We start from the raw sequence: 20124 nt of genomic DNA on the forward strand, positions 1-20124 counted from the left end.
CTATGGCATCACATTTACCGGAATCAGCCGTACCTCACTATTCAAGCCGGAGGGTAATGGACTCCAATGTCCATAATTGGCCGGACGATAGTTCAAATCAACAATATTGATTTCTTTGAATTTGCGCCACTGCACTCCCTGCCTGTCTAATTCTGCAATTCGATTCGCAGGGAGATTCGTGACTTCTATCTCGATGTGGTTTTTTCCGGGTTTTAAGAACTGGCCCACCTTTAGTTGATAAGGCACTGCCCATGCGCATCCCGCTTCCTGTCCGTTGATGCGGACACGGGCACTTTCGCGTACATCTCCCAAATCAAGAATCCAGTCGTCGGCCTGCAAAGTCGGCAATTCGATGTCTAAGGAATAAACACCGGTTCCCATGTTCGTTTGGGCTGCCGGATGATCGATATGGGTCCATGAACAGGGGCGATCTATATCAAATGTTCCTTGAATTTCCGGTTTGCTTTCGGCGAAGTGTAACTTCCAACCATGATCCAGACGAAGACTGAAAGGTTGCTCTTTGACATACTTCCACGGTTTGGATGCCTGCAAAGGTTGTTGATATGTTTGCAGAATGATCGATTCACCGGATTTTAATTGCAGATAGACTTGTGTTTTTCCGTTTGCCTGTCTTACCTTAGCTTCACCACATTCTCCGGTCATGGGATTGAAGAGAGCGGCTGCGGCTGCATTCGTTCCCAATGTGATCCAACCGTCCACTCCTTTATTTTGCAAGGAAGAGATGAAATAGTGGTGTCCCGTATCATTCACTCTTCGGATCGCTTGTAGTCCGAATTTGGTTTTCATTTCTTCGGGAGAAATATTGCAGCTGGCCAATGTGCGTGCATAATCCGTTCCTGTGATAATCTTCCCCTTTCCGATTGGAGTAACGGTTGTTTCCGAGAAAGAAACAGCCGGAAGTTGCCGGAGCGTACGCTGGTAACTTTGGCGTTTTTGTTCCAACTGACCGTATCCCGGTACATCTGTCGGATAATTTTCGAGGAATACGATAGTAGCTCCCTGTTTGGCCAGTTCATAAAGATGTGCCAATACATCACTCGGCATTAGGTGTGCAGCAGGCACTACCAATGCTTTGTAGCCCGTTCCGCCTGAAGTAACCAACTGTCCGTCTTTGAAACGTGTACTGCGAATAAAGTTATCGGAAATATAATCCCCGTCATACCCGCTGTTGTTGATGCGATGGATAGCGTCGATAAACTTAGGAGCCAGTTTATCCATGTGGTGTATCGTGAATAATAACAATCGTCCCGGTTGTTCATTCCACATATCATATACCGGAAGATAAATCAGGAAATCATTATCCGGCCGTCCCATTTGCAGAAAGCTCTGGCAACGGGTGATATAGTTGAAGAACGAAGGAGCATCACGCCAAATACTGTTTGTCGGACTCATATTGATAGAAGCGTAGAACAACCATCCGGGCCATTCGGCTTCTTTCGGAGAATACGGAGTGCCGTGGAAAAACATGTGATTGACTCCGGAAACAAACATCAAATCCATATCCGGTTTACATTGCGACAGGGAAGTACGGAAATGCTCCGTCAGCCATGTAAATGTCTCGGAAGAAGTATACGTTTTTCCTGCAATATGAGCTGCCGAGGAGGCATATTTCAGCATAGACAGGTCCGAATCATTCTTTTTGGTCAATGAGTCCTGACGCAATCCTTCGATGTGGAACTGCGACAGTCCGAAACCTTCACATTCCGGAATATCCACGGAAGCATAGATATCAATCAGATTACCGGGCGAACCATGTGCCTGATTACGGGTGATACTACCGTTTTTGTGTGCCCAGTCTGTCCATTGATGACTGAAGTTCTCCAATAAGAGGTCGGAAATGGTTTCCCGGTAATCCGACACGATACGTCTGCTAACTTCCGGACGGTTTTTATCCAGGAATTCGGGGAAATGTTCTTCCAGTTTATACCCCCGTCTACGAGCGAACTGTTCCAGGAAATCATCCGTCCAGTCAGCTTGATAAACTTCGTATGAATCGTTGAAGAAAGTATGTGGATAACTTGTCTTGCTACTTTTGAAAGCACGGTCAAAGCGGGAAAGATAATTTTTTACCGCCTTTTTTGAGAGATGATTCATCACATAGCCTTCTCCTCCCGGAGCTGCCCGTTTCACTTTCTGCCTTGTTTTTCCGATGTAAAGAGCGATCACTTTCCATTTGCCGGCAGGCGCTTTCCATTGCAGTTTGTCTTTTTTGACGTGAGCAGTCAGGTTGATACATTTGCCTTTCTCATCATATGCCATCACCCGGCTTAGTACAGAAAATGGTTGTTGCTTGGGATCGGTCACATTAATATCCTGTTCAATCTCTTTGCCGCCCTCTATTTCGTATGTCTGGAAGATAGCCTTGGTAGCCGCATCTTCTATACTAACTTCAGGTCCGCCAAAAGGCCATCCGGTTCCGGTATTCATATCAATCTCAATACCCGTACGTTTTCCTTCCGCTTGTGTATGCTTAAGCATTTCCATCCAGTGGGGAGAAAGGAACTGAATATCATTCGCGTCATTGCCTTGCACCCCATAGATAGGAGTAATTTCTACTGCTCCCATTCCGGTACGTGCGTATTCTTCCAGATTATACGTCAGATTCTTTTCGTCTACGGCACTTCCCAGCCACCACCATCTGGCGCCGGGACGTGCTTCCACCGGAGTGTCCGGCCATTGTTGTGCTTGCATTACTCCACCTGCGGCGAGCAGGCAAAGAACTATCCATTGTCTTTTATTCATCATTCTTTCAGTGTGTTATAGTATTCTATATTTTCTGCGTCATCAGTTACAAAAAGCGGTCGTCCGTCCGGCTGTTCAAAGTGGAAGCGGATGCCGTCGAAGGTAATGTTCCGTGCGTGGCGGATATAAAACCCTTTGGCGGGAATAGTGCCGAACATCCAGGGTTCGGGGTATACTTTCTCCTGTTCGGGCGGAATACGTTTGCCATCCTCTTCGCTATATCCTCCTTTATAATAGAGGTGAATATTCCGAAAAGTTACGTCCTCAATACATGCACCCGGCACTCCGCTGATGATAGAAGCATACCGGCTGTCGGCATTCCATACATTGATATCGCTGATAAGAATACGTTTCATGGTGCCCACAGGAGTGCCTTCAGGACTGCGCATACGTGCGCCCAACCGGAGGAAAATAGGTGCGTTGACTATATTTCTCATTGTAATATTACTGATTACAATATCTTCCAGATGTCCTCCGTCTACCGTTTCCAATGCCAATCCACGGCAATGTTCAAAGATACAGTTCGTAATCGCAATATTGCGGAAACCTCCACTACTTTCTGTGCCGAGTTTGATGCGTCCCGTACGGAAACCATGATCGGGAGCCTGCGGTTCGTCCAACTGCCAAGTGCCGTCCATTACACTGCCTTTGTCAAAGCCGCTGACATAACAATCACTGATCGTCACATTTTCCGTATCTTGGAAGCGTCCTAATCCATAAGAGGCTTTCAATACAATGGCATCATCCCAGGGGGAGTTCACCGTGCATTGGCTGATACGTACGTTCCGGCAGCAATCAATATCGAAGCCGTCCCGGTTGGTGTCTACTTTCAGATTCAGAATCGTCAGATGATCCACTCCGGTAGCCAACAGGGCGAAATGCCCGCAATGCAGCATGGATAAATCTTTCAGGGTCACATTTCTGCAATCTTTCAGGCTGATAGCCTTATTGCCTACCCCCGGTAGGCGGCTCTCTTCACGGGTCAAGCCTTTGCCGTAGATTAAGCCGGGACCACTGATCGTAATATTCTCCAGTCCGATTCCCCAAATTAAAGAGTTTTTCCAATGGCTGTGACCGAAATCCTGATACTTATTATGTTCATTCGGTTCGGCGGTATCATATCCTTCCTCTTTTCCGGGAAAGGCGGCAATGATACGGGTGCCCTGTTCCAAATAGATATGAATGTTACTTTTTAACCGGATGGAATAACACGCATATTCTCCTGCAGGTAGATATACTGTGCCTCCTCCGGCCTGTGCGGCCGCTTCAATCGCACGATTGATGGCAGGCGAATCAATCGTTTTCCCATCCGCTTTGGCTCCGAAGTCCATTACATTATAAATGGCTGCATGTAGATAGATGCAACCTATTAACAGACTGAATAATAAATAGATCCTTTTCATTTTTTGTCGATTTTGGCAAAAATATCCGGTAACATATAGTAGTTGTAATCCGCTTTTTCATTCTGTTCGTAGAAACAGAAGTAAAGCCGAGAAGGCTTGCTTCCTTCGTTTCGGGAAGAAGCCGGGGAGAGACTGCAACGTCCGGCCAGTACAGGGCGGTCGGTTCGTTTGCCTGATTCATAAAGCATCAGGGGAGTTGCATCCTTATGTCCGTCACTCAAGCGAATATCATCGGTAGGAGTGACAGCCTGCAGCGTCCGTAATTGCATACTTTCTCCGTAGTAGCAAGTGAAGGCTTGTCCCTCCACGCTGAATACATTGATGTCCGAATCCGGTTGGCAATCGCCGAAACTCCAAAATAGGGCATCGGCTTCCGGAGCAGAGGCGACTTCTACTTCCAGGATAAATCCACGACTATCGGGCAGTGCTTTCCATTGGAAGGACACTCCCCGTATCTTTTCTTTAGGCTTTAGCCAGTGGCTTTCATTTCCTTTTGATATACCCAACCGGAAAGTGCCGGCAGGTGGCGTCAGTGCTTGTGCTTGCGCATCAATGAGCAAGATTCCCAGCAGTACGATGGTCAGGAGATGTCTTAACATAGTTGAAGTTGATATTACTTTGTTCATTCTCTTTTAGTTCAATGACATTCTTTTCTTCTGTCTTTAATGTGATTTCAGACAAGTTGAAATTCTTCGTATAGCAGATTTTGCCCGGTTTGTCGGTCTGCGCTTCGATGGCATAAAGATAGAAATTTTCCAGACGTAACGAATCATTCCATCCCGAAGCGGAGATAAATTCGTCCACATTTTCCGCTTTTACCTTTGATACGTAGACATTGCGGAAACGCGGATAACCTTTTTCGGGAGGCATTACCGGAGTCAGCATGATTCTCCAGTGCTCCGGGATTTCTTTCCCTTCATACTCTTTGGGTAAAGTGCTGTAACTGTAACTGGGGTTCCAGTTCAAGTCCGCCGCCAGCACGTGACGGACGTTTTCCGCTTTTACTTCGGTCATATAAATGTTTTCGATTGTCCCTCCACGGTTCATGGCGCTTTTCAACCGCAGCACGGCGGAGGTGCCGATTGCTTCCAGATTATATCCCAATACATTCCGTATGCTACCGGAAGTTTCGCTTCCGCAGGTGATAAGTCCGGCACCTTTGCGGGCGATGCAATTGCGTATGACCACATTTTCCGTAGGAAGGTTCACCCGCAGTCCGTCTGCATCCCGTCCCGATTTGATACAGATATTATCATCGTTACAGTCTACATCGCAGTTTTCGACCAAGATATTGCAGGAAGAATCAATGTCGATACCGTCCGTGCTCGGACCGTGTCCACCTATATTGTTGTTGATGGTCAATCCGTCTATCGTGCAATAATCGGAGTAAAGAATCTGACATCCCCAAAAACCGGTACGCATCAGGGTAAATCCTTTCAATGTAATGTCCGAGCTACGTTCTATGAGGATGCCCCGTACCCGTTTGCAGTCGTAATCCACAATCCAGCGCAATCCTTTTGCTTCGTATTCTTTCCGCATTTCCCAATATTTATCCCAAAATACTTTTCCCCGGCAGTCCAGCGTTCCTTCTCCGCTGACGGAAGCGTTCTTTTCATTGACAATGTTGATAACTGCCGCGGGCCATGTCATCTCGATTCCTGCAATCCGCGAACGGAATTCGGGATAATGATGAATGGATGGGCTGGCCAGTAAAGTCACCCCTTTGTCCAGTTGCAGGTTGACACCGCTTTTTATGAACAGTGCGCCAGTCTGATAATATCCCGGCTGGAGAACTACCGTTCCTCCACCGCTGACGGCACAACTGTCAATTGCTTTCTGGATAGCTTCCGTGCTAAGCACCGTGCTGTCTGCTACTGCGCCAAAAGAATTAGCGGATAAAATTACATGGTTTCCGGGCATTTGCCGGCTGCCTACACTATCGGCCCATGACAAATCCGGTTGTTGCGGTACTTGCCCCCATTCGAAGCTGTTGTTTCCTGCCTGTTTAGCCGTTGGGGTGGCGCAAGCTGCTGTCAAAAGTGTGCCTGCCAATAGGAACAGGGGGAAGATGCTTTTGGTTTTCATATTTATCTAATGCCTGATTCTTAATACTTAATACCTACTACTTATCTCTTAATTTCCGTCCGGTTTTTCAATTTCCGTGAATGGTGATTCGTTCCAGTGGAAACCATTTACATCGTCCGGCTGTGCCGGATTATAGGACGGGTCTATTTTCAGGTGTTTAGCCAGTTCCGGTACGGCTTTCTTCATTCCTTCAATCACACATTGGGCTATTTGATAGGCTCCGTATGGATTGAAGTGGGTGTTATCCTCAAAAGCTTTGGTCTGTCCCGGATAAGTGCCTGCCGGATAGTGTACGAAAGCACGTTTCGACGTTTCTGTTCCCAAAGCTTCATAAAGCGTACGGGTCATTTCGTTGAGGTCGATCAACGGAACATTTTCTTTAGCTGCCAGCCAGCGCATGGCTTCCGGATAATCTTCGTGTGTGTCACGGATATGTCCGGTTGCGTCGAAACTCCGGCGTTGGGTGGGAGTGACCAATACGGGGTATGCTCCCCGTGCACGGGCTTCATCAATAAATGTTTTCAGGCTGGTCATAAAAGAGTAATAAGCTCCTTTGCCCGGCCCTTTTTGCTTTTGGTCGTTATGCCCGAATTCCATGAAAAGATAATCTCCTTTCTTTATCTGGCTCAATGCTTTTTTCAAACGTCCTGCGGCAATAAACGTATTGGCTGATTCGCCCGATTCCGCATAATTGGCGATACAAACGTCCGTACCGAAAAAATGAGGTATCATTTGTCCCCAGCTTGCCCATGGCTCGTTGTCCTGGTCGACTACGGTACTGTTACCACATAGAAAAACGGTAATCACCGACGGATCGGCAGGCTTGATGCTGATACTCTGGCATACGGGTGCATCGCCGTTAAATTCCAGCGTCAGTTTATCGTCCCAGTTCAGTTTGGCTTTTTCGCGGGGTTTGATACGTACGGATTCTTTTTCGGAAATGCGGGGGTTGCGTTTGTTGATGATAAATGTTTCATCTACGAATTGTCCCTTTTTAGTAGCGAGGTTATCAATGAACAGTCGGCGTGATTCGCCTCTTACTGTTGTCACCCCTGCCTGTTTCTTGCTTCCCAGGCGAACGGTTACTTGATAGTTACCGTCCGGCACGCGGACAGAAAAGAAGAAGGGTGCCTTGCTGCCTTTTTCGGGAGTAGCGACGAGATCATATCCATATCCCGTCTCCTCACTGTAGCGGGGAGCATCTGCCAACTGGTATGTTTGGGCTTTCTCCTGTGCATTGACACTTGCCGTAGCCAAGAGTAGCAAGCCTATGATCGTAGTTTTCATGTAAAATGATATTTAATGTATATTGTTTATGGAATTTAGGCACGGATTACACGGATTTCACGGTTTTTAGAATTACGCTTTTATAAAGCAACAGCGTAATCCGTGTAATTCGTGCCTGATAATTCCCATTTAGTTAATTTTCGGTTTGAGCTCGTCAGGAGAATCTTTGGTATAAGATTTCACATCTCCCGCCACTTTGGTGAATAATGCTTGTATCAGCTCCGGAGCTATCTTGTCTGCCGGACGAAAAGCATCCGAATTCATATAATTCAGGATTGCTTTGTGCATCTGGCGGGCAACGATTCGTTTTTCCGGTTGGGAAGTAATGTCCATACTGGTCATCATCAATTTACCGTTCAATACCTTTGCTTCGAACAACATGCCGATTTTCCGGCTGATAAACCAGGTATCAATACTTTGAACCGTTGGTTGGAATGTTGCCGGGAAGTCGGTGAATTGCATCACCTGCGCTTTGTTCAGCAGTTCCCACCATTGCAGGTTGCTATGATACTCGGTAGGGAATTCGCGGAAAAGAGGGTGATATTCATTCAGGAAAATACCGGTTGTGTGCGGCGGACGCATCTTGAACCAGGAAGTATTCCAGAATACGGGAGTGAAGTATTGTTTGACTTCTTTGCCGTATTGTATCTTTCCGGCAGCTGTAATCAGCACATTTCCTCCGTCCTGCAACACAGCCAATGCCTTGGCATCCAAGGTGTCGGTGGTATATACTGTTCCTTGTACCAGTTCCACTTGTGCCGGATATACCCAGAAATCCCAGTCGTTTACGGCATCACTGCCTTCGATACGTACTTCCAGATTTAGTTTCTGCGGTGTATCGATTCCTTCCAGAGTCATATCTACACTACCCAAAGAATAAAGATTTCCGATGGGAATGTGACGGGTGCCGACAGTTCCATGAGCATATACTTTTCCGAATTTATCCTTAATGGTATATACTGTTTTTGCACTTTCTAAGGGAGCAGCTCCGAAATGAGATACTTCAATGTCGGCATGGAATGTTTCATTGTTGGCATATACAAATTTAGGAATACGTGCCAAAGGTACGGTCGGACTGCAAAAGCGTCTGAACTGTTCTGCGTTGATATATCCTTTTTCTTCAAAGAACACGTCCAGTACACCGACTAATGCAGTTCCCTGGCCGGAATAATCATTGAGAGCCAGCAACTGGAATCCCGCATAGTCCGGAGTACGCAAGGTCTTTTCAATCTCATGTTTGTAGCAGAGTGCCTGCAATTTGCCCGAAGCCATCATAAAGTCGTGACTCTGGCTTCCCATTTGGTTATCGTTCAGAATATCCCGGAAGATTTCAAAGTTCTTCGCTTTGTTGACTCCGGTATATTTACGAATTTCATTGAAATTCGGGAATACACACCATTGACCTGTTTCGTGTGATACATACGGTTGTTTCACCGTGTCGATCCTTGTACGATAATCCGATTCACTTTCCGGTTGTGCACCTGCCCAACTAAGTCCGCGTGCGCCGGCTTTCACATGATACTCATTGTGAGGTTGCCATTGCCAGCTGTTTCCAACGGAAGCTCCTGTGTATACACGACGCGGATCGGTTGCTTTCCAATAATCCACGAATTTGCTGACCCATGCCACCCAACGACCGGAAGGCTCATTGCCGCAAGCCAGCATGCAGTAAGAAGCGTAATTCCCATATTCTTTGGTCAGTGCAATGGTTTCGTCCATCAGGTATTTGTCAATCGGTTGTCCGTTACCTAGTCTTGGACCGTGGTTCGGCCAGCTCGGTCCTTCCGGTTGCAGATAGAAACCGACCAGATCGGCAGCGATGAAAGCTGCTTCCGGCGGACAGAAGGAGTGGAAGCGCATGTGATTCAGACCATAGTTACGACAAATGCGGAACACCCGTTCCCAAGAAGCTACATCCATCGGCGCATAGCCTGTCAATGGGAAATCACAGTTTTCCACCGTACCGCGAAGCATCGTTTTGCGACCATTTACATAGAACCATTTCCCTTCTATCTTGAAATCACGCATACCAAACTGTACTTGTTGCGTGTCAGTTTGCTTGCCGTTGGTCAATTTTGCCGTCAGTTTATAAAGTGCCGGACTGAATTCATCCCACGTCAGAAACTCTTTTCCCATCGGAAGTTCCATTTCCACCGGATTATCTCCCGGACGGATGTTGAAACTTTGATGTACGGGAGCCACTTTGTGCTGAATGTCCGTGTTAAAGCTCTCAGCGGAAAGGGTGATCTCTCCCTTGATGGAAGAAGCAGACTGTATATTCATGCGAACCAGCGCTTTCTGATTGCTCAAATCGGGATATACCTGAATGTCTTCTAAATGGACTTTAGGAGTAGCTTGTAATTCGATTTGTCCGACGATACCGTTCCAGTTACCTTGTGTCTGGTCGGTGATGCTGTGAGAATCGGGACCTACGTTGATTTCTTTGATTCTATTATCGATACGGATGGTAATCAGGTACGTTTTTCCGGGGGTAGTTGCAGCAGTCAGGTCATAGACATGGGGAACACAAAGACTGTTTTGCATACCAAGCTCCTGCTGATTTACCCATACAGTAGTTTCGATGTGCGGACGTTCCAGAAAAAGAGTGATTCTTTCTCCTTTCCAGTCAGCCGGAATTGTCACTTTCTTTTGATACCAGGCCACACCTACATAATGTTTGTCGGGAGTCAGAAAGAAGGGTAGCTTTACTTGTCCCTCTATCCTGTATTTTTCCATATATGGGTTGAAGTAGTAAGAACTGTCGTAGAGGCTTCCGGTCCATTGGGTATGGACGGTCACTTCATCTCCTTTCAGTTTTTCGGGCATGGAGCCGGGCAGGTTGATAGAATCGTCGAGGGATTTTTTGAACCATTGTTCCTTGACGCCGGTATCTTCCCGGTCTATCCGGAAATTCCATTTGCCGGATAAACTGAAAGAGTGATTTTGTCCCGCTACGGTCAGTATGGAGATAAATACGATAGCAATACTTACTAAAAGTCGTTTCATGATATATAGAGTTGATATGTTTTTCATTCTTTTTAAAATCTGCCGCTAAAGTAGAGCTTTTTAAGGGTTTAGTAAATAGAAAGATGTACAGATACATAGAATATTGTATCAAAATGGACATCTAAAAGCGTTCGTGTACAAAACTACATGGATTTGAAATATTGTCCATGCTCTTTATCTTTGAGGAGGGGCGGAGATGCCTTATCTTTGCAAGGTAAACTTTTTAATCTTAATAAGGAACCATGAAAAAAGTAGTAATCTGGATAGCTCTAAGTCTTTGGTCGGTGATGACAGTCTTTGCCGGTGAGACAGCTTACCTCTTTTCTTATTTTATCAATGACAGTAAAGACGGACTGCATTTAGCATATAGTTATGATGGATTGAACTGGCTGCCTTTACATGGCGGACGTTCTTATCTTACCCCTGCGGTTGGTAAAGATAAATTAATGCGTGACCCCAGCATTTGCCAGTCGCCGGACGGAACTTTTCACATGGTCTGGACTTCCAGTTGGACGGACCGGATTATCGGATATGCCTCTTCCCGCGATTTGGTTCATTGGAGTGAGCAACAAGCAATCCCTGTGATGATGCACGAGCCGGATGCACATAACTGTTGGGCTCCCGAACTGTTTTATGATGAACCTTCACAAACCTATTATATCTTTTGGGCAACTACGATTCCCGGCCGTCACAAAGAAGTGGCTACCAGTGAAAGTGAGAAGGGACTGAATCATCGTATTTATTATGTAACAACGAAGGACTTTCGTACTTTCTCGAAGACGAAGATGTTCTTCAATCCAGATTTCAGTGTGATTGATGCCGCTATTGTGAAAGACCCGAAGCGGAAAGACCTGATAATGGTAGTCAAGAATGAAAATTCCAATCCGCCGGAAAAGAATTTGCGCGTTACGCGTACGAAGAAGATAGAAAAAGGATTCCCGACTAAAGTATCGGCGCCTATTACAGGAAAATATTGGGCGGAAGGTCCGGCTCCTCTTTTTGTAGGTGATACGCTTTATGTCTATTTTGATAAATACCGTGACCATCGTTATGGAGCTGTTCGTTCTTTGGACTATGGTGAAACATGGGAAGATGTGTCCGATCAGGTCTTTTTTCCGAGGGGGATTCGTCATGGAACGGCGTTTGCGGTGGATGCCTCCATTGTGGAGTCACTGATTGCCGACCGGAACTATAATCCGCTTATTCCCGATAATCTGGCGGATCCGTCTGTCTCCAAATTTGGTGATACCTATTATCTTTATGGCACTACCGATCTGGATTACGGACTTGGACGTGCCGGAACTCCTGTCGTATGGAAATCGAAAGATTTTGTGAACTGGAGTTTCGAAGGTTCCCATATCAGTGGATTCGACTGGTCGAAAGGATATGACTACACGAATGATAAAGGTGAAAAGAAAAAGGGCTATTTCCGGTATTGGGCGCCTGGAAAAGTGATTGAGCAGGACGGCAAGTTTTATTTATACGTTACGTTTGTGAAACCGGATGACAAGATGGGAACTTATGTACTTGTAGCTGATCGCCCGGATGGTCCTTTCCATTTTACTGCGGGACAGGGGCTTTTGCCTCCCGGAGAAGAAGGAACAGATAGCCCGGCTGTCGTTGATGATATTGACGGAGAACCTTTTATTAATGACGATGGTTCAGGATATATCTTCTGGCGTCGCCGGAATGCGGGACGGCTTTCTGCGGACAGGCTTCATCTGGATGGTGAGCCGGTAACTCTGGCAACAGCCCGCCAGGAATATTCCGAAGGTCCGGTGATGTTTAAGCGTAAAGGTATCTATTACTATATTTATACGTTGAGTGGTCATCAGAATTATGTCAATGCTTATATGATGAGTCGCGAGTCTCCTTTGACGGGTTTTGTAAAGCCGGAGGGGAACGACATTTTTTTATTCTCTTCTCCTGAAAATCAAGTGTGGGGACCGGGACATGGCAACGTGTTTTATGACGAGGGAACGGATGAATATATTTTTCTCTATCTGGAATACGGAGATGGCGGAACTACCCGTCAAGTGTATGCTAACCGGATGGAATTTAATGACGATGGAACGATAAAGACATTAATCCCCGATATGCGTGGTGTAGGTTATCTGGCTGCTTCCCAAGAGACCCGGCCGAATCTGGCATTACAGTCGCATTTTTATGCTTCCAGTGAGAAATCTCCCCGTACTTCCGTGGTCAATATCGAAACGCAACCCAATCAACCGTTGCCGGAAAAAGGTTCGGTGAAGAGCTATACCCGCACGCATACTTATCAGGCTACCCATGTAGCTGACGAATCGAATGGAACCCGTTGGATGGCGGCTGATACGGATAGCAGTCCGTTTATTACAGTCGATTTAAAGGAAATCCGTAAGGTCGGGGAGTGCCAGCTCTATTTTACCCGTCCCACTGAAGGACATACCTGGCGACTGGAGAAGTCTATCGACGGAAAACATTGGCAGATGTGTGCTGAACAAGGGAAAGTACAAGTATGCTCTCCACATATTGCTAAGGAGATAGGAGAGACACGTTATCTCCGTCTTCATATTCGTAGGGGAGATGCCGGTTTGTGGGAATGGAAAATATATGAATAACGTTTTATAACGCTAATAATCAATCGAATTTATGAAGTATATGGTAAAAAGTAAAATTCTGGCTACTTTCTGTGCCGGTCTATTAACCGTTTCTACCGGAATACAGGCAGCAGAGAGACTGGCAACCGGAACTCAACAGAAGCAAGCTCAAAAGACTGTAATTGAAACTTCTCCCTGGTTTGATGATAAAGACCTGACTTTGACGGGTGTCTATTATTATCCCGAACACTGGGATGAGAGCCAGTGGGAACGTGACTTCAAGAAAATGCATGAATTGGGATTTGAATTTACCCATTTTGCCGAGTTTGCCTGGGCGCAACTGGAACCGGAAGAGGGACGCTATGATTTTGCATGGCTGGACAGGGCTGTAGCTTTGGCAGCCAAGTATGATTTGAAAGTTATCATGTGTACTTCTACTGCCACTCCTCCTGTATGGATGAGCCGGAAATACCCCGAAATTCTATTGAAGAATGAGGATGGAACGATACTTGACCACGGTGCTCGCCAGCATGCTTCATTTGCTTCGCCTCTTTACAGGGAATTATCATACAAGATGATTGAAAAACTGGCGCAACATTATGGCAATGACTCCCGTATTATCGGATGGCAACTCGACAACGAACCTGCTGTACAGTTTGATTATAATCTGAAAGCGGAGCTTGCTTTCCGTGATTTTCTCCGTGCCAAATACAATAATGACATTCAACTTTTAAATAATGCATGGGGCACTGCTTTCTGGAGTGAGGTTTATTCGTCTTTTGATGAAATAACGCTTCCCAAGCGCGTACAGATGTTTATGAATCATCATCAAATTTTGGATTACCGCCGTTTTGCTGCATCACAAACCAATGATTTCCTGAACGAACAATGTCTGTTGATAAAGAAATATGCAAAGAACCAATGGGTGACTACGAATTATATACCGAATTATGATGAAGGTCACATTGGTGGTAGCCCCTCGCTTGATTTTCAAAGTTATACCCGTTATATGGTATATGGTGATAATGAGGGGATTGGTCGTCGAGGCTACCGGGTAGGTAATCCGTTGCGGATAGCCTGGGCAAATGACTTTTTCCGTCCGATACAGGGAACTTATGGTGTGATGGAATTACAGCCGGGACAGGTGAACTGGGGCAGTATCAATCCCCAACCTCTTCCGGGCGCAGTTCGTCTGTGGATGTGGAGTGTGTTTGCCGGTGGAAGTGATTTTATCTGCACCTATCGTTATCGCCAGCCTCTTTACGGCACGGAACAATATCATTACGGAATTGTCGGCACGGACGGAGTGACTGTTACTCCCGGCGGAAGAGAATATGAGACATTTATAAAGGAGATTCGTGAACTTCGTAAACATAGCTCTTCCCGTGAAACCAAACCTTCCGATTACCTTGCCCGTCGTACAGCTGTTCTTTTTAACCATGAAAACTCCTGGAGCATTGAGCGACAGAAACAGAACCGGACATGGGATACTTTTGCACATATTGAAAAGTATTACCGTACCTTAAAATCATTCGGAGCACCTGTCGATTTTATTTCCGAAGCCAAGAACTTGTCCGATTATCCGGTCGTTATTGCACCGACTTATCAATTAGCTGATAAAGAACTGGTAGACAAATGGATCACTTATGTAAAGAACGGCGGAAACCTCATTCTGACTTGTCGTACGGCACAGAAAGACCGTTATGGTCGTCTTCCGGAAGCTCCCTTTGGTTCTATGATTACTCCGCTGACCGGAAATGAAATGAACTTTTATGATTTGCTGCTTCCCGAAAATCCCGGTACTGTTGTTATGGACGGAAAAGAGTATATTTGGAATACATGGGGAGAGATTCTGAATCCTCCGGCAGATGCTCAAGTATGGGCTACTTATAAAAACGAATTCTATGAAGGAAGTCCGGCTGTGACTTTCCGCAAACTGGGGAAAGGTACGATTACCTATGTAGGAGTGGACAGCCACAATGGAGCATTGGAAAAAGATATATTGAAAAAGCTATATGCACAGCTGAATATCCCGGTAATGGATTTGCCTTATGGCGTGACAATGGAATACCGGAATGGGTTAGGAATTGTATTAAACTATTCAGATCAGCCTTATACCTTCAACTTATCGAAGGGAGCCAAAGCATTGATCGGGACTACAGAGATTCCTACAGCGGGTGTATTGGTGTTTTCAGTGAAATAAGTGTTGAAAAGAATTATGTTACAATTAAATTATTTATTATGAGACTGTTGAACTATTGTTTTTTGATTGGAGGAATATTAATTGCTTCTTGTGTTGGTAATTCGAGTAATAAATCTCAAAATGATAAGAAAATAAATCCGGCGGATACTATTTATTTAGGAGATTTACGTGAAAAATTTGAAGGAGATTCTGTCTTTTTTGCAAAAGTGGCACCGGATCTGATATTGACAGATTATCAATATTTCTGGGCGGCAACAGAGTCAGATGCCATAGCCAATGGGTTAACAAAAGATTATTATAAGAAAGTAAAACAAGAAATTACTGCCACAAATGAAGCAATAAAGAAGGGAGTAATGAAAGGCGCTAATGTGAAACGAATTCCCGATTTTCAGAGTGTGAAATAGCTAAGAATGTTTTATCTTGGTATGTTGGATAATAGAGTAATGATATGATTAAAAGATATTTTCTAAGTTTAATAACTTGTACTTGTTTTTATTTGTTGGCCGCTTCTTTTACTTCGAAAAATGGCAACTATGAAGTGCTTAAAGTAACCGCTCCTTTTCCGATGCAACCTATTAAAGTGTTTATCTATCCTGATAAGGACTTTATAATTACAGACTTCGGTGCCGTCAATGGAGGAAGAGTAGATAATACAAAAGCAATTACTAGTGCTATTGAAGCGTGTAACCAATCCGGTGGCGGACGTGTTGTTGTTCCGGCAGGTACATGGCTGACCGGTCCCATTCATTTTAAAAGTAATGTGAATCTTTATTTGGAGGAGAATGCGGTTTTGAATTTTACGGATAATCCTTCTGATTATCTTCCGGCAGTGATGACTTCATGGGAAGGCTTGGAATGTTATAATTATTCGCCATTACTCTATGCTTTTGAATGTGAGAACGTGGCGATTACAGGTAAAGGGACTCTTCAGCCGAAGATGGATACCTGGAAAGTATGGTTCAAACGTCCTCAGCCTCATTTGGAAGCATTGAAGGAGTTGTATACAAAAGCTTCGACTAATATCCCTGTGATCGAACGTCAGATGGCAATAGGGGAGAACCATCTTCGTCCGCATTTGATTCATTTCAATCGTTGCAAGAATGTTTTATTGGATGGGTTTAAGATTCGTGAAAGTCCGTTTTGGACCATTCATCTCTATATGTGTGACGGGGGATTAGTGCGTAATCTCGATGTAAAAGCACACGGACATAATAATGACGGTATTGATTTTGAAATGAGCCGTAACTTTTTAGTGGAAGATTGCTCTTTCGATCAGGGGGATGATGCAGTAGTGATTAAAGCCGGACGTAATCAGGATGCTTGGCGGTTGAATACTCCTTGTGAAAACATCGTTATCCGTAATTGTCAGATTCTAAAAGGACATACTTTACTTGGTATCGGAAGCGAAATATCGGGAGGAATACGGAATATTTATATGCATGACTGTACTGCTCCGAATTCTGTGATGCGCCTTTTCTTTGTGAAAACCAATCATCGCAGAGGTGGATTTATAGAGAATGTTTATATGAAGAATGTAAAGGCAGGAACGGCTCAACGTGTACTCGAAATAGATACCGAAGTGTTATACCAATGGAAAGATCTGGTACCTACTTATGAAGAACGAATTACTCGTATTGATGGTATTTATATGGATAAGGTGACTTGTGAATCGGCAGATGCTATTTACGAACTGAAAGGTAACTCCAAACTTCCGGCTAAGAATGTAATGATTAGGGATGTAAAAGTAGGAGAGGTAAAGGAGTTCGTGAAGAAAGTGAATAATGTAGAGAATGTAGTGGAAAAGAATGTGACTTATGATAGGAAAGGGAAATGACCCTTTCCTGAAAGTAGTAGAAAATTTCATGCTATAATTTTAGTATAATGTAGTATCTTAGCAGCAAAATTGAAAACTTTATGCTAAGATGAAGAAATCCTTTTATTTATTACTGCTAATCACTCTATATAGCAGTATCAGCTTTGCTCAAAGCCTGAAATCTATATCTATTTTAGGCGATTCGTATTCAACATTTGAAGGATACCTGCAACCCGATACCAATAGCATTTGGTATTATGTTTCTCCGCGACAGCAAACGGATGTAACTTCCGTAAAGCAGACCTGGTGGCATAAATTCATCAAAGAGAATAACTACCGCCTTTGTGTCAACAACTCTTTTTCCGGTGCAACGATTTGTAATACCGGTTATAATCAGGCTGATTATTCGGATCGTTCTTTTATTACCCGTATGGATAAGCTGGGATGTCCGGATATCATCTTTATTTTCGGTGCAACGAATGATTGTTGGGCCGGCTCACCGCTTGGGGATTACAAGTATGAAGGGTGGACCAAGGAAGATTTATATACATTCCGTCCGGCTATGGCATATCTGCTTGACCACATGATTGATCGTTATCCTAATGTTGAAATCTACTTTCTGCTGAACTCTGGTTTAAAGGAAGAGTTTAATGAATCAGTCAGAGCTATCTGCAATCACTATAACATTGATTGTATTGAACTGCATGATATTGACAAAAAGAGCGGTCATCCTTCGATAAAGGGGATGGAGCAGATTAGTGAACAGATTAAGATGTTTATGAGGAAGACGAAGTGAAAAACAACGGAGATATAAGAAATAATATTGCCACTTGCTACTCTTTGATTAGGAATACTATTTCAAAGAGTGCCAAGTGGCAATAAGTTTAGTTGTTTATCTTAATATCCCGGATTCTGCATTGCTTTCTTTTCTTCATTGCTTAGTGCAGAACCATTTGAATTGGTGATACCGTCCAAGAAGGCTTGGGGGATCGGACGATAGTAATGTTTCTCCGATTTGAATTCGCCAAGACCTCTGCTGGCACCGTCGTTGAATTTATGCCAGCGGGCGTCTAACGTCTTGGTACGTGCCAGATCTTCCCAGCGTTGCAATTCGCCACAAAGCTCACGGGTACGTTCATTTAATAGGAAGCACATCATTTTGTCAGCATTGGATGTACATCCCAGTTCGTTGTAGATAGGAGTGTCGACTGTAGAGTTATAAACGTCTGCCACACTATTTAATTTCATCGTAGTTTTGGTAGAAGCAGTAGTCTCCTGTTCGATATTGTTTGACTCATAATAGGTGTTTTCTTCCCAGTAAATAGCACCTTCGGAGGAGTGACCGCCTCCTTTCCCGGAACAATAAGGATTATTCTTATAAGCTTGTCCACCATCTACGTTCTTACTACGGTCTTCACCAGTTTTATAACCGGCACGTTCACGTAGTTTGTTCATCCATTCGACAGCTTTGTCATAATTGGCTTCACCTTTACGAATATATGCTTCGGCAACCATTAGTACATCATCTGCCGAACGGGCGATGATAGCATCGCGAGTACCGAATTGAGATGCGATGGAAACACGATAACCATCACGGAATTTAGATAAAGCTACTGAACGCTTGTGAGGTATGATATCGTAATAATTACCTGTTTTCTCATTTATATTCCAGCTGTGTTCCTGTCCTTTGAAATAGCGTACATATGTATACGTGTTACACATTTTTCCATCTTTCAAAACAGTATATGCCGGAGCGTTGGGATATTTCTCATAGCGATTGTCTCCCGGGTCATTCACGATGTATTTCATACCGAGTTCACCTCCACTGAAACGTTTGTCACCTTCTTTTACACCTGCCGGAGCGTATGGCATATCTTCTGCTGTCCAGGTGGGAGCACTTTTGGTTTCGTTGGCTCCATAACAGGTGATGAATGATTTCCAGAAACGAGAGTCATTGACACGGTCAAATACCTGCATGGTATACTCTGTAGCACTTACGTATGAGAATTCACGTCCTCCGGAGATGTCACGTTTACATCCACCTATATCATTACCTTGGTATACGGCCGGATAATAAAGATGCATCTGGTTTCCATAACGTCCCCATGTTGATTCATCATTAGAGAATTGAGCTGCTAGAATCACTTCACTTACTTTTTCATTGGCTCCGTTCGGCTGTTCATAGTCCCAAAGTTCTACATAATCATTACACAACGGATGTGCGTCTACAACTTCCGAACCATATTGAATAACAGCATCGAGGTCGGATGCTATATAATTACTATTCCAATCGCTGTACAATTCGGAGGCACGGAATAAATGTGCTTTTGCAAGGAAATGGGCAGCAGCATATTTGTTAATTCGTCCGATTGATTCACCTTTATCCGGAAGTAGTCTGTAGGCTTCTCCAAAATCAGATATAACCTGTGTGTATATTTCTTCAGCAGAATTCCGTGTAAAATATGTTTCCGCGCTTGTAGACGGAACTAATTTCAACGGCACACCACCAAATTGCTTCACTAATTCGAAATAAGCATAGGCTCTTAGAAAGTGTGCTTCTCCCAAGCGTGTGTTGTATGTAGGTGAACTTTGGTTATAATATTGAGGTATGTTTTGGATCAATATGTTTGCGGGTTCAACCAGTCCGTAGTAATTGTCCCAGATAGGTTGGTTAGCGGCATTTTCAGATGAATTTAAATCTTGACTATAGTGATTCCATGCTGGAATAACATTATTAGCATCAGTAAATTCATCTACTCCCATGTTGTAGCACTGAATCCCCCATATATAGTTGAATTTGAATTTCAGTTTCTGATAGGCTCCAGTCACTAATTCATCAAGACCTTCTTGTGTCTTAAAGCGGTCGGTACTATATTGAGTTGTTAAATTCTCATCAAGGAAAGATTCACTGCACGAAGTGATCGAGCTTCCTGTTATGCTGGCTATTAAAGCAGCAAATAATATTCTATTTAATTTCATAATGTC

General features: G+C 44.3%; 12 protein-coding genes. 5 read left to right on the plus strand and 7 right to left on the minus strand.

Features of this window, described 5'->3' with window-relative positions; genetic code table 11:
- From KSX81_RS17275 to KSX81_RS17300, 6 genes are all read right to left on the minus strand, one after another.
- On the minus strand, positions 1–2766 hold the full coding sequence (locus tag KSX81_RS17275) for a glycosyl hydrolase (protein WP_004305257.1): 2766 nt from the start codon (positions 2764–2766) through the stop codon (positions 1–3).
- The gene (locus KSX81_RS17280; protein ID WP_004301550.1) at positions 2763–4166 is read right to left on the minus strand and encodes a glycoside hydrolase family 28 protein; all 1404 of its coding nucleotides are present in this window, start codon (positions 4164–4166) and stop codon (positions 2763–2765) included. The genes KSX81_RS17275 and KSX81_RS17280 overlap by 4 nt, the downstream gene beginning before the upstream one ends.
- Complete coding sequence (locus tag KSX81_RS17285) at positions 4163–4765, minus strand: DUF4450 domain-containing protein (RefSeq protein WP_118418877.1); 603 nt, start codon at positions 4763–4765, stop codon at positions 4163–4165. The genes KSX81_RS17280 and KSX81_RS17285 overlap by 4 nt, the downstream gene beginning before the upstream one ends.
- Complete coding sequence (locus tag KSX81_RS17290; protein ID WP_118418878.1) at positions 4716–6251, minus strand: glycoside hydrolase family 28 protein; 1536 nt, start codon at positions 6249–6251, stop codon at positions 4716–4718. Before KSX81_RS17290 ends, KSX81_RS17285 begins: the two co-directional genes overlap by 50 nt.
- 48 nt (positions 6252–6299) lie before the next feature.
- Positions 6300–7538, minus strand: coding sequence for a rhamnogalacturonan acetylesterase (locus KSX81_RS17295; protein WP_004301553.1), 1239 nt, complete (start codon positions 7536–7538; stop codon positions 6300–6302).
- Between the two features lie 129 nt (positions 7539–7667).
- Positions 7668–10544 (minus strand): sugar-binding domain-containing protein, encoded by a 2877-nt coding sequence (locus KSX81_RS17300; protein WP_118418879.1) that lies wholly within the window; start codon positions 10542–10544, stop codon positions 7668–7670.
- Between the two features lie 242 nt (positions 10545–10786).
- Between KSX81_RS17300 and KSX81_RS17305 the strand changes: the two genes are divergently transcribed.
- The 5 genes from KSX81_RS17305 (at position 10787) to KSX81_RS17325 (ending at position 17935) form a co-directional block, all read left to right on the plus strand.
- Positions 10787–13144: a family 43 glycosylhydrolase gene (locus tag KSX81_RS17305; protein ID WP_181990078.1), complete on the plus strand. Its 2358-nt coding sequence runs from the start codon at positions 10787–10789 to the stop codon at positions 13142–13144.
- Positions 13145–13175: 31 nt separating this feature from the next.
- Positions 13176–15326 carry a beta-galactosidase gene (locus KSX81_RS17310; protein ID WP_211480717.1) on the plus strand — a complete coding sequence of 717 codons (2151 nt, stop codon included), beginning with the start codon at positions 13176–13178 and terminating at the stop codon, positions 15324–15326.
- A 38-nt stretch (positions 15327–15364) separates the two neighbouring features.
- Positions 15365–15730: a hypothetical protein gene (locus KSX81_RS17315; protein ID WP_004301557.1), complete on the plus strand. Its 366-nt coding sequence runs from the start codon at positions 15365–15367 to the stop codon at positions 15728–15730.
- A 44-nt stretch (positions 15731–15774) separates the two neighbouring features.
- Positions 15775–17160 (plus strand): glycoside hydrolase family 28 protein, encoded by a 1386-nt coding sequence (locus tag KSX81_RS17320; RefSeq protein ID WP_004301558.1) that lies wholly within the window; start codon positions 15775–15777, stop codon positions 17158–17160.
- An 88-nt stretch (positions 17161–17248) separates the two neighbouring features.
- A complete protein-coding gene (locus KSX81_RS17325; protein WP_004301559.1) occupies positions 17249–17935 on the plus strand; it encodes an SGNH/GDSL hydrolase family protein in 687 nt (228 codons plus the stop codon).
- 101 nt (positions 17936–18036) lie between these two features.
- Here the strand turns inward: KSX81_RS17325 and KSX81_RS17330 are convergent, their stop codons facing one another.
- Positions 18037–20118 (minus strand): RagB/SusD family nutrient uptake outer membrane protein, encoded by a 2082-nt coding sequence (locus tag KSX81_RS17330; protein ID WP_004301560.1) that lies wholly within the window; start codon positions 20116–20118, stop codon positions 18037–18039.
- Positions 20119–20124: the final 6 nt, after the last annotated feature.

The sequence above is a fragment of the Bacteroides sp. MSK.18.37 genome (assembly GCF_019129155.2).
GTDB lineage: Bacteria > Bacteroidota > Bacteroidia > Bacteroidales > Bacteroidaceae > Bacteroides > Bacteroides ovatus.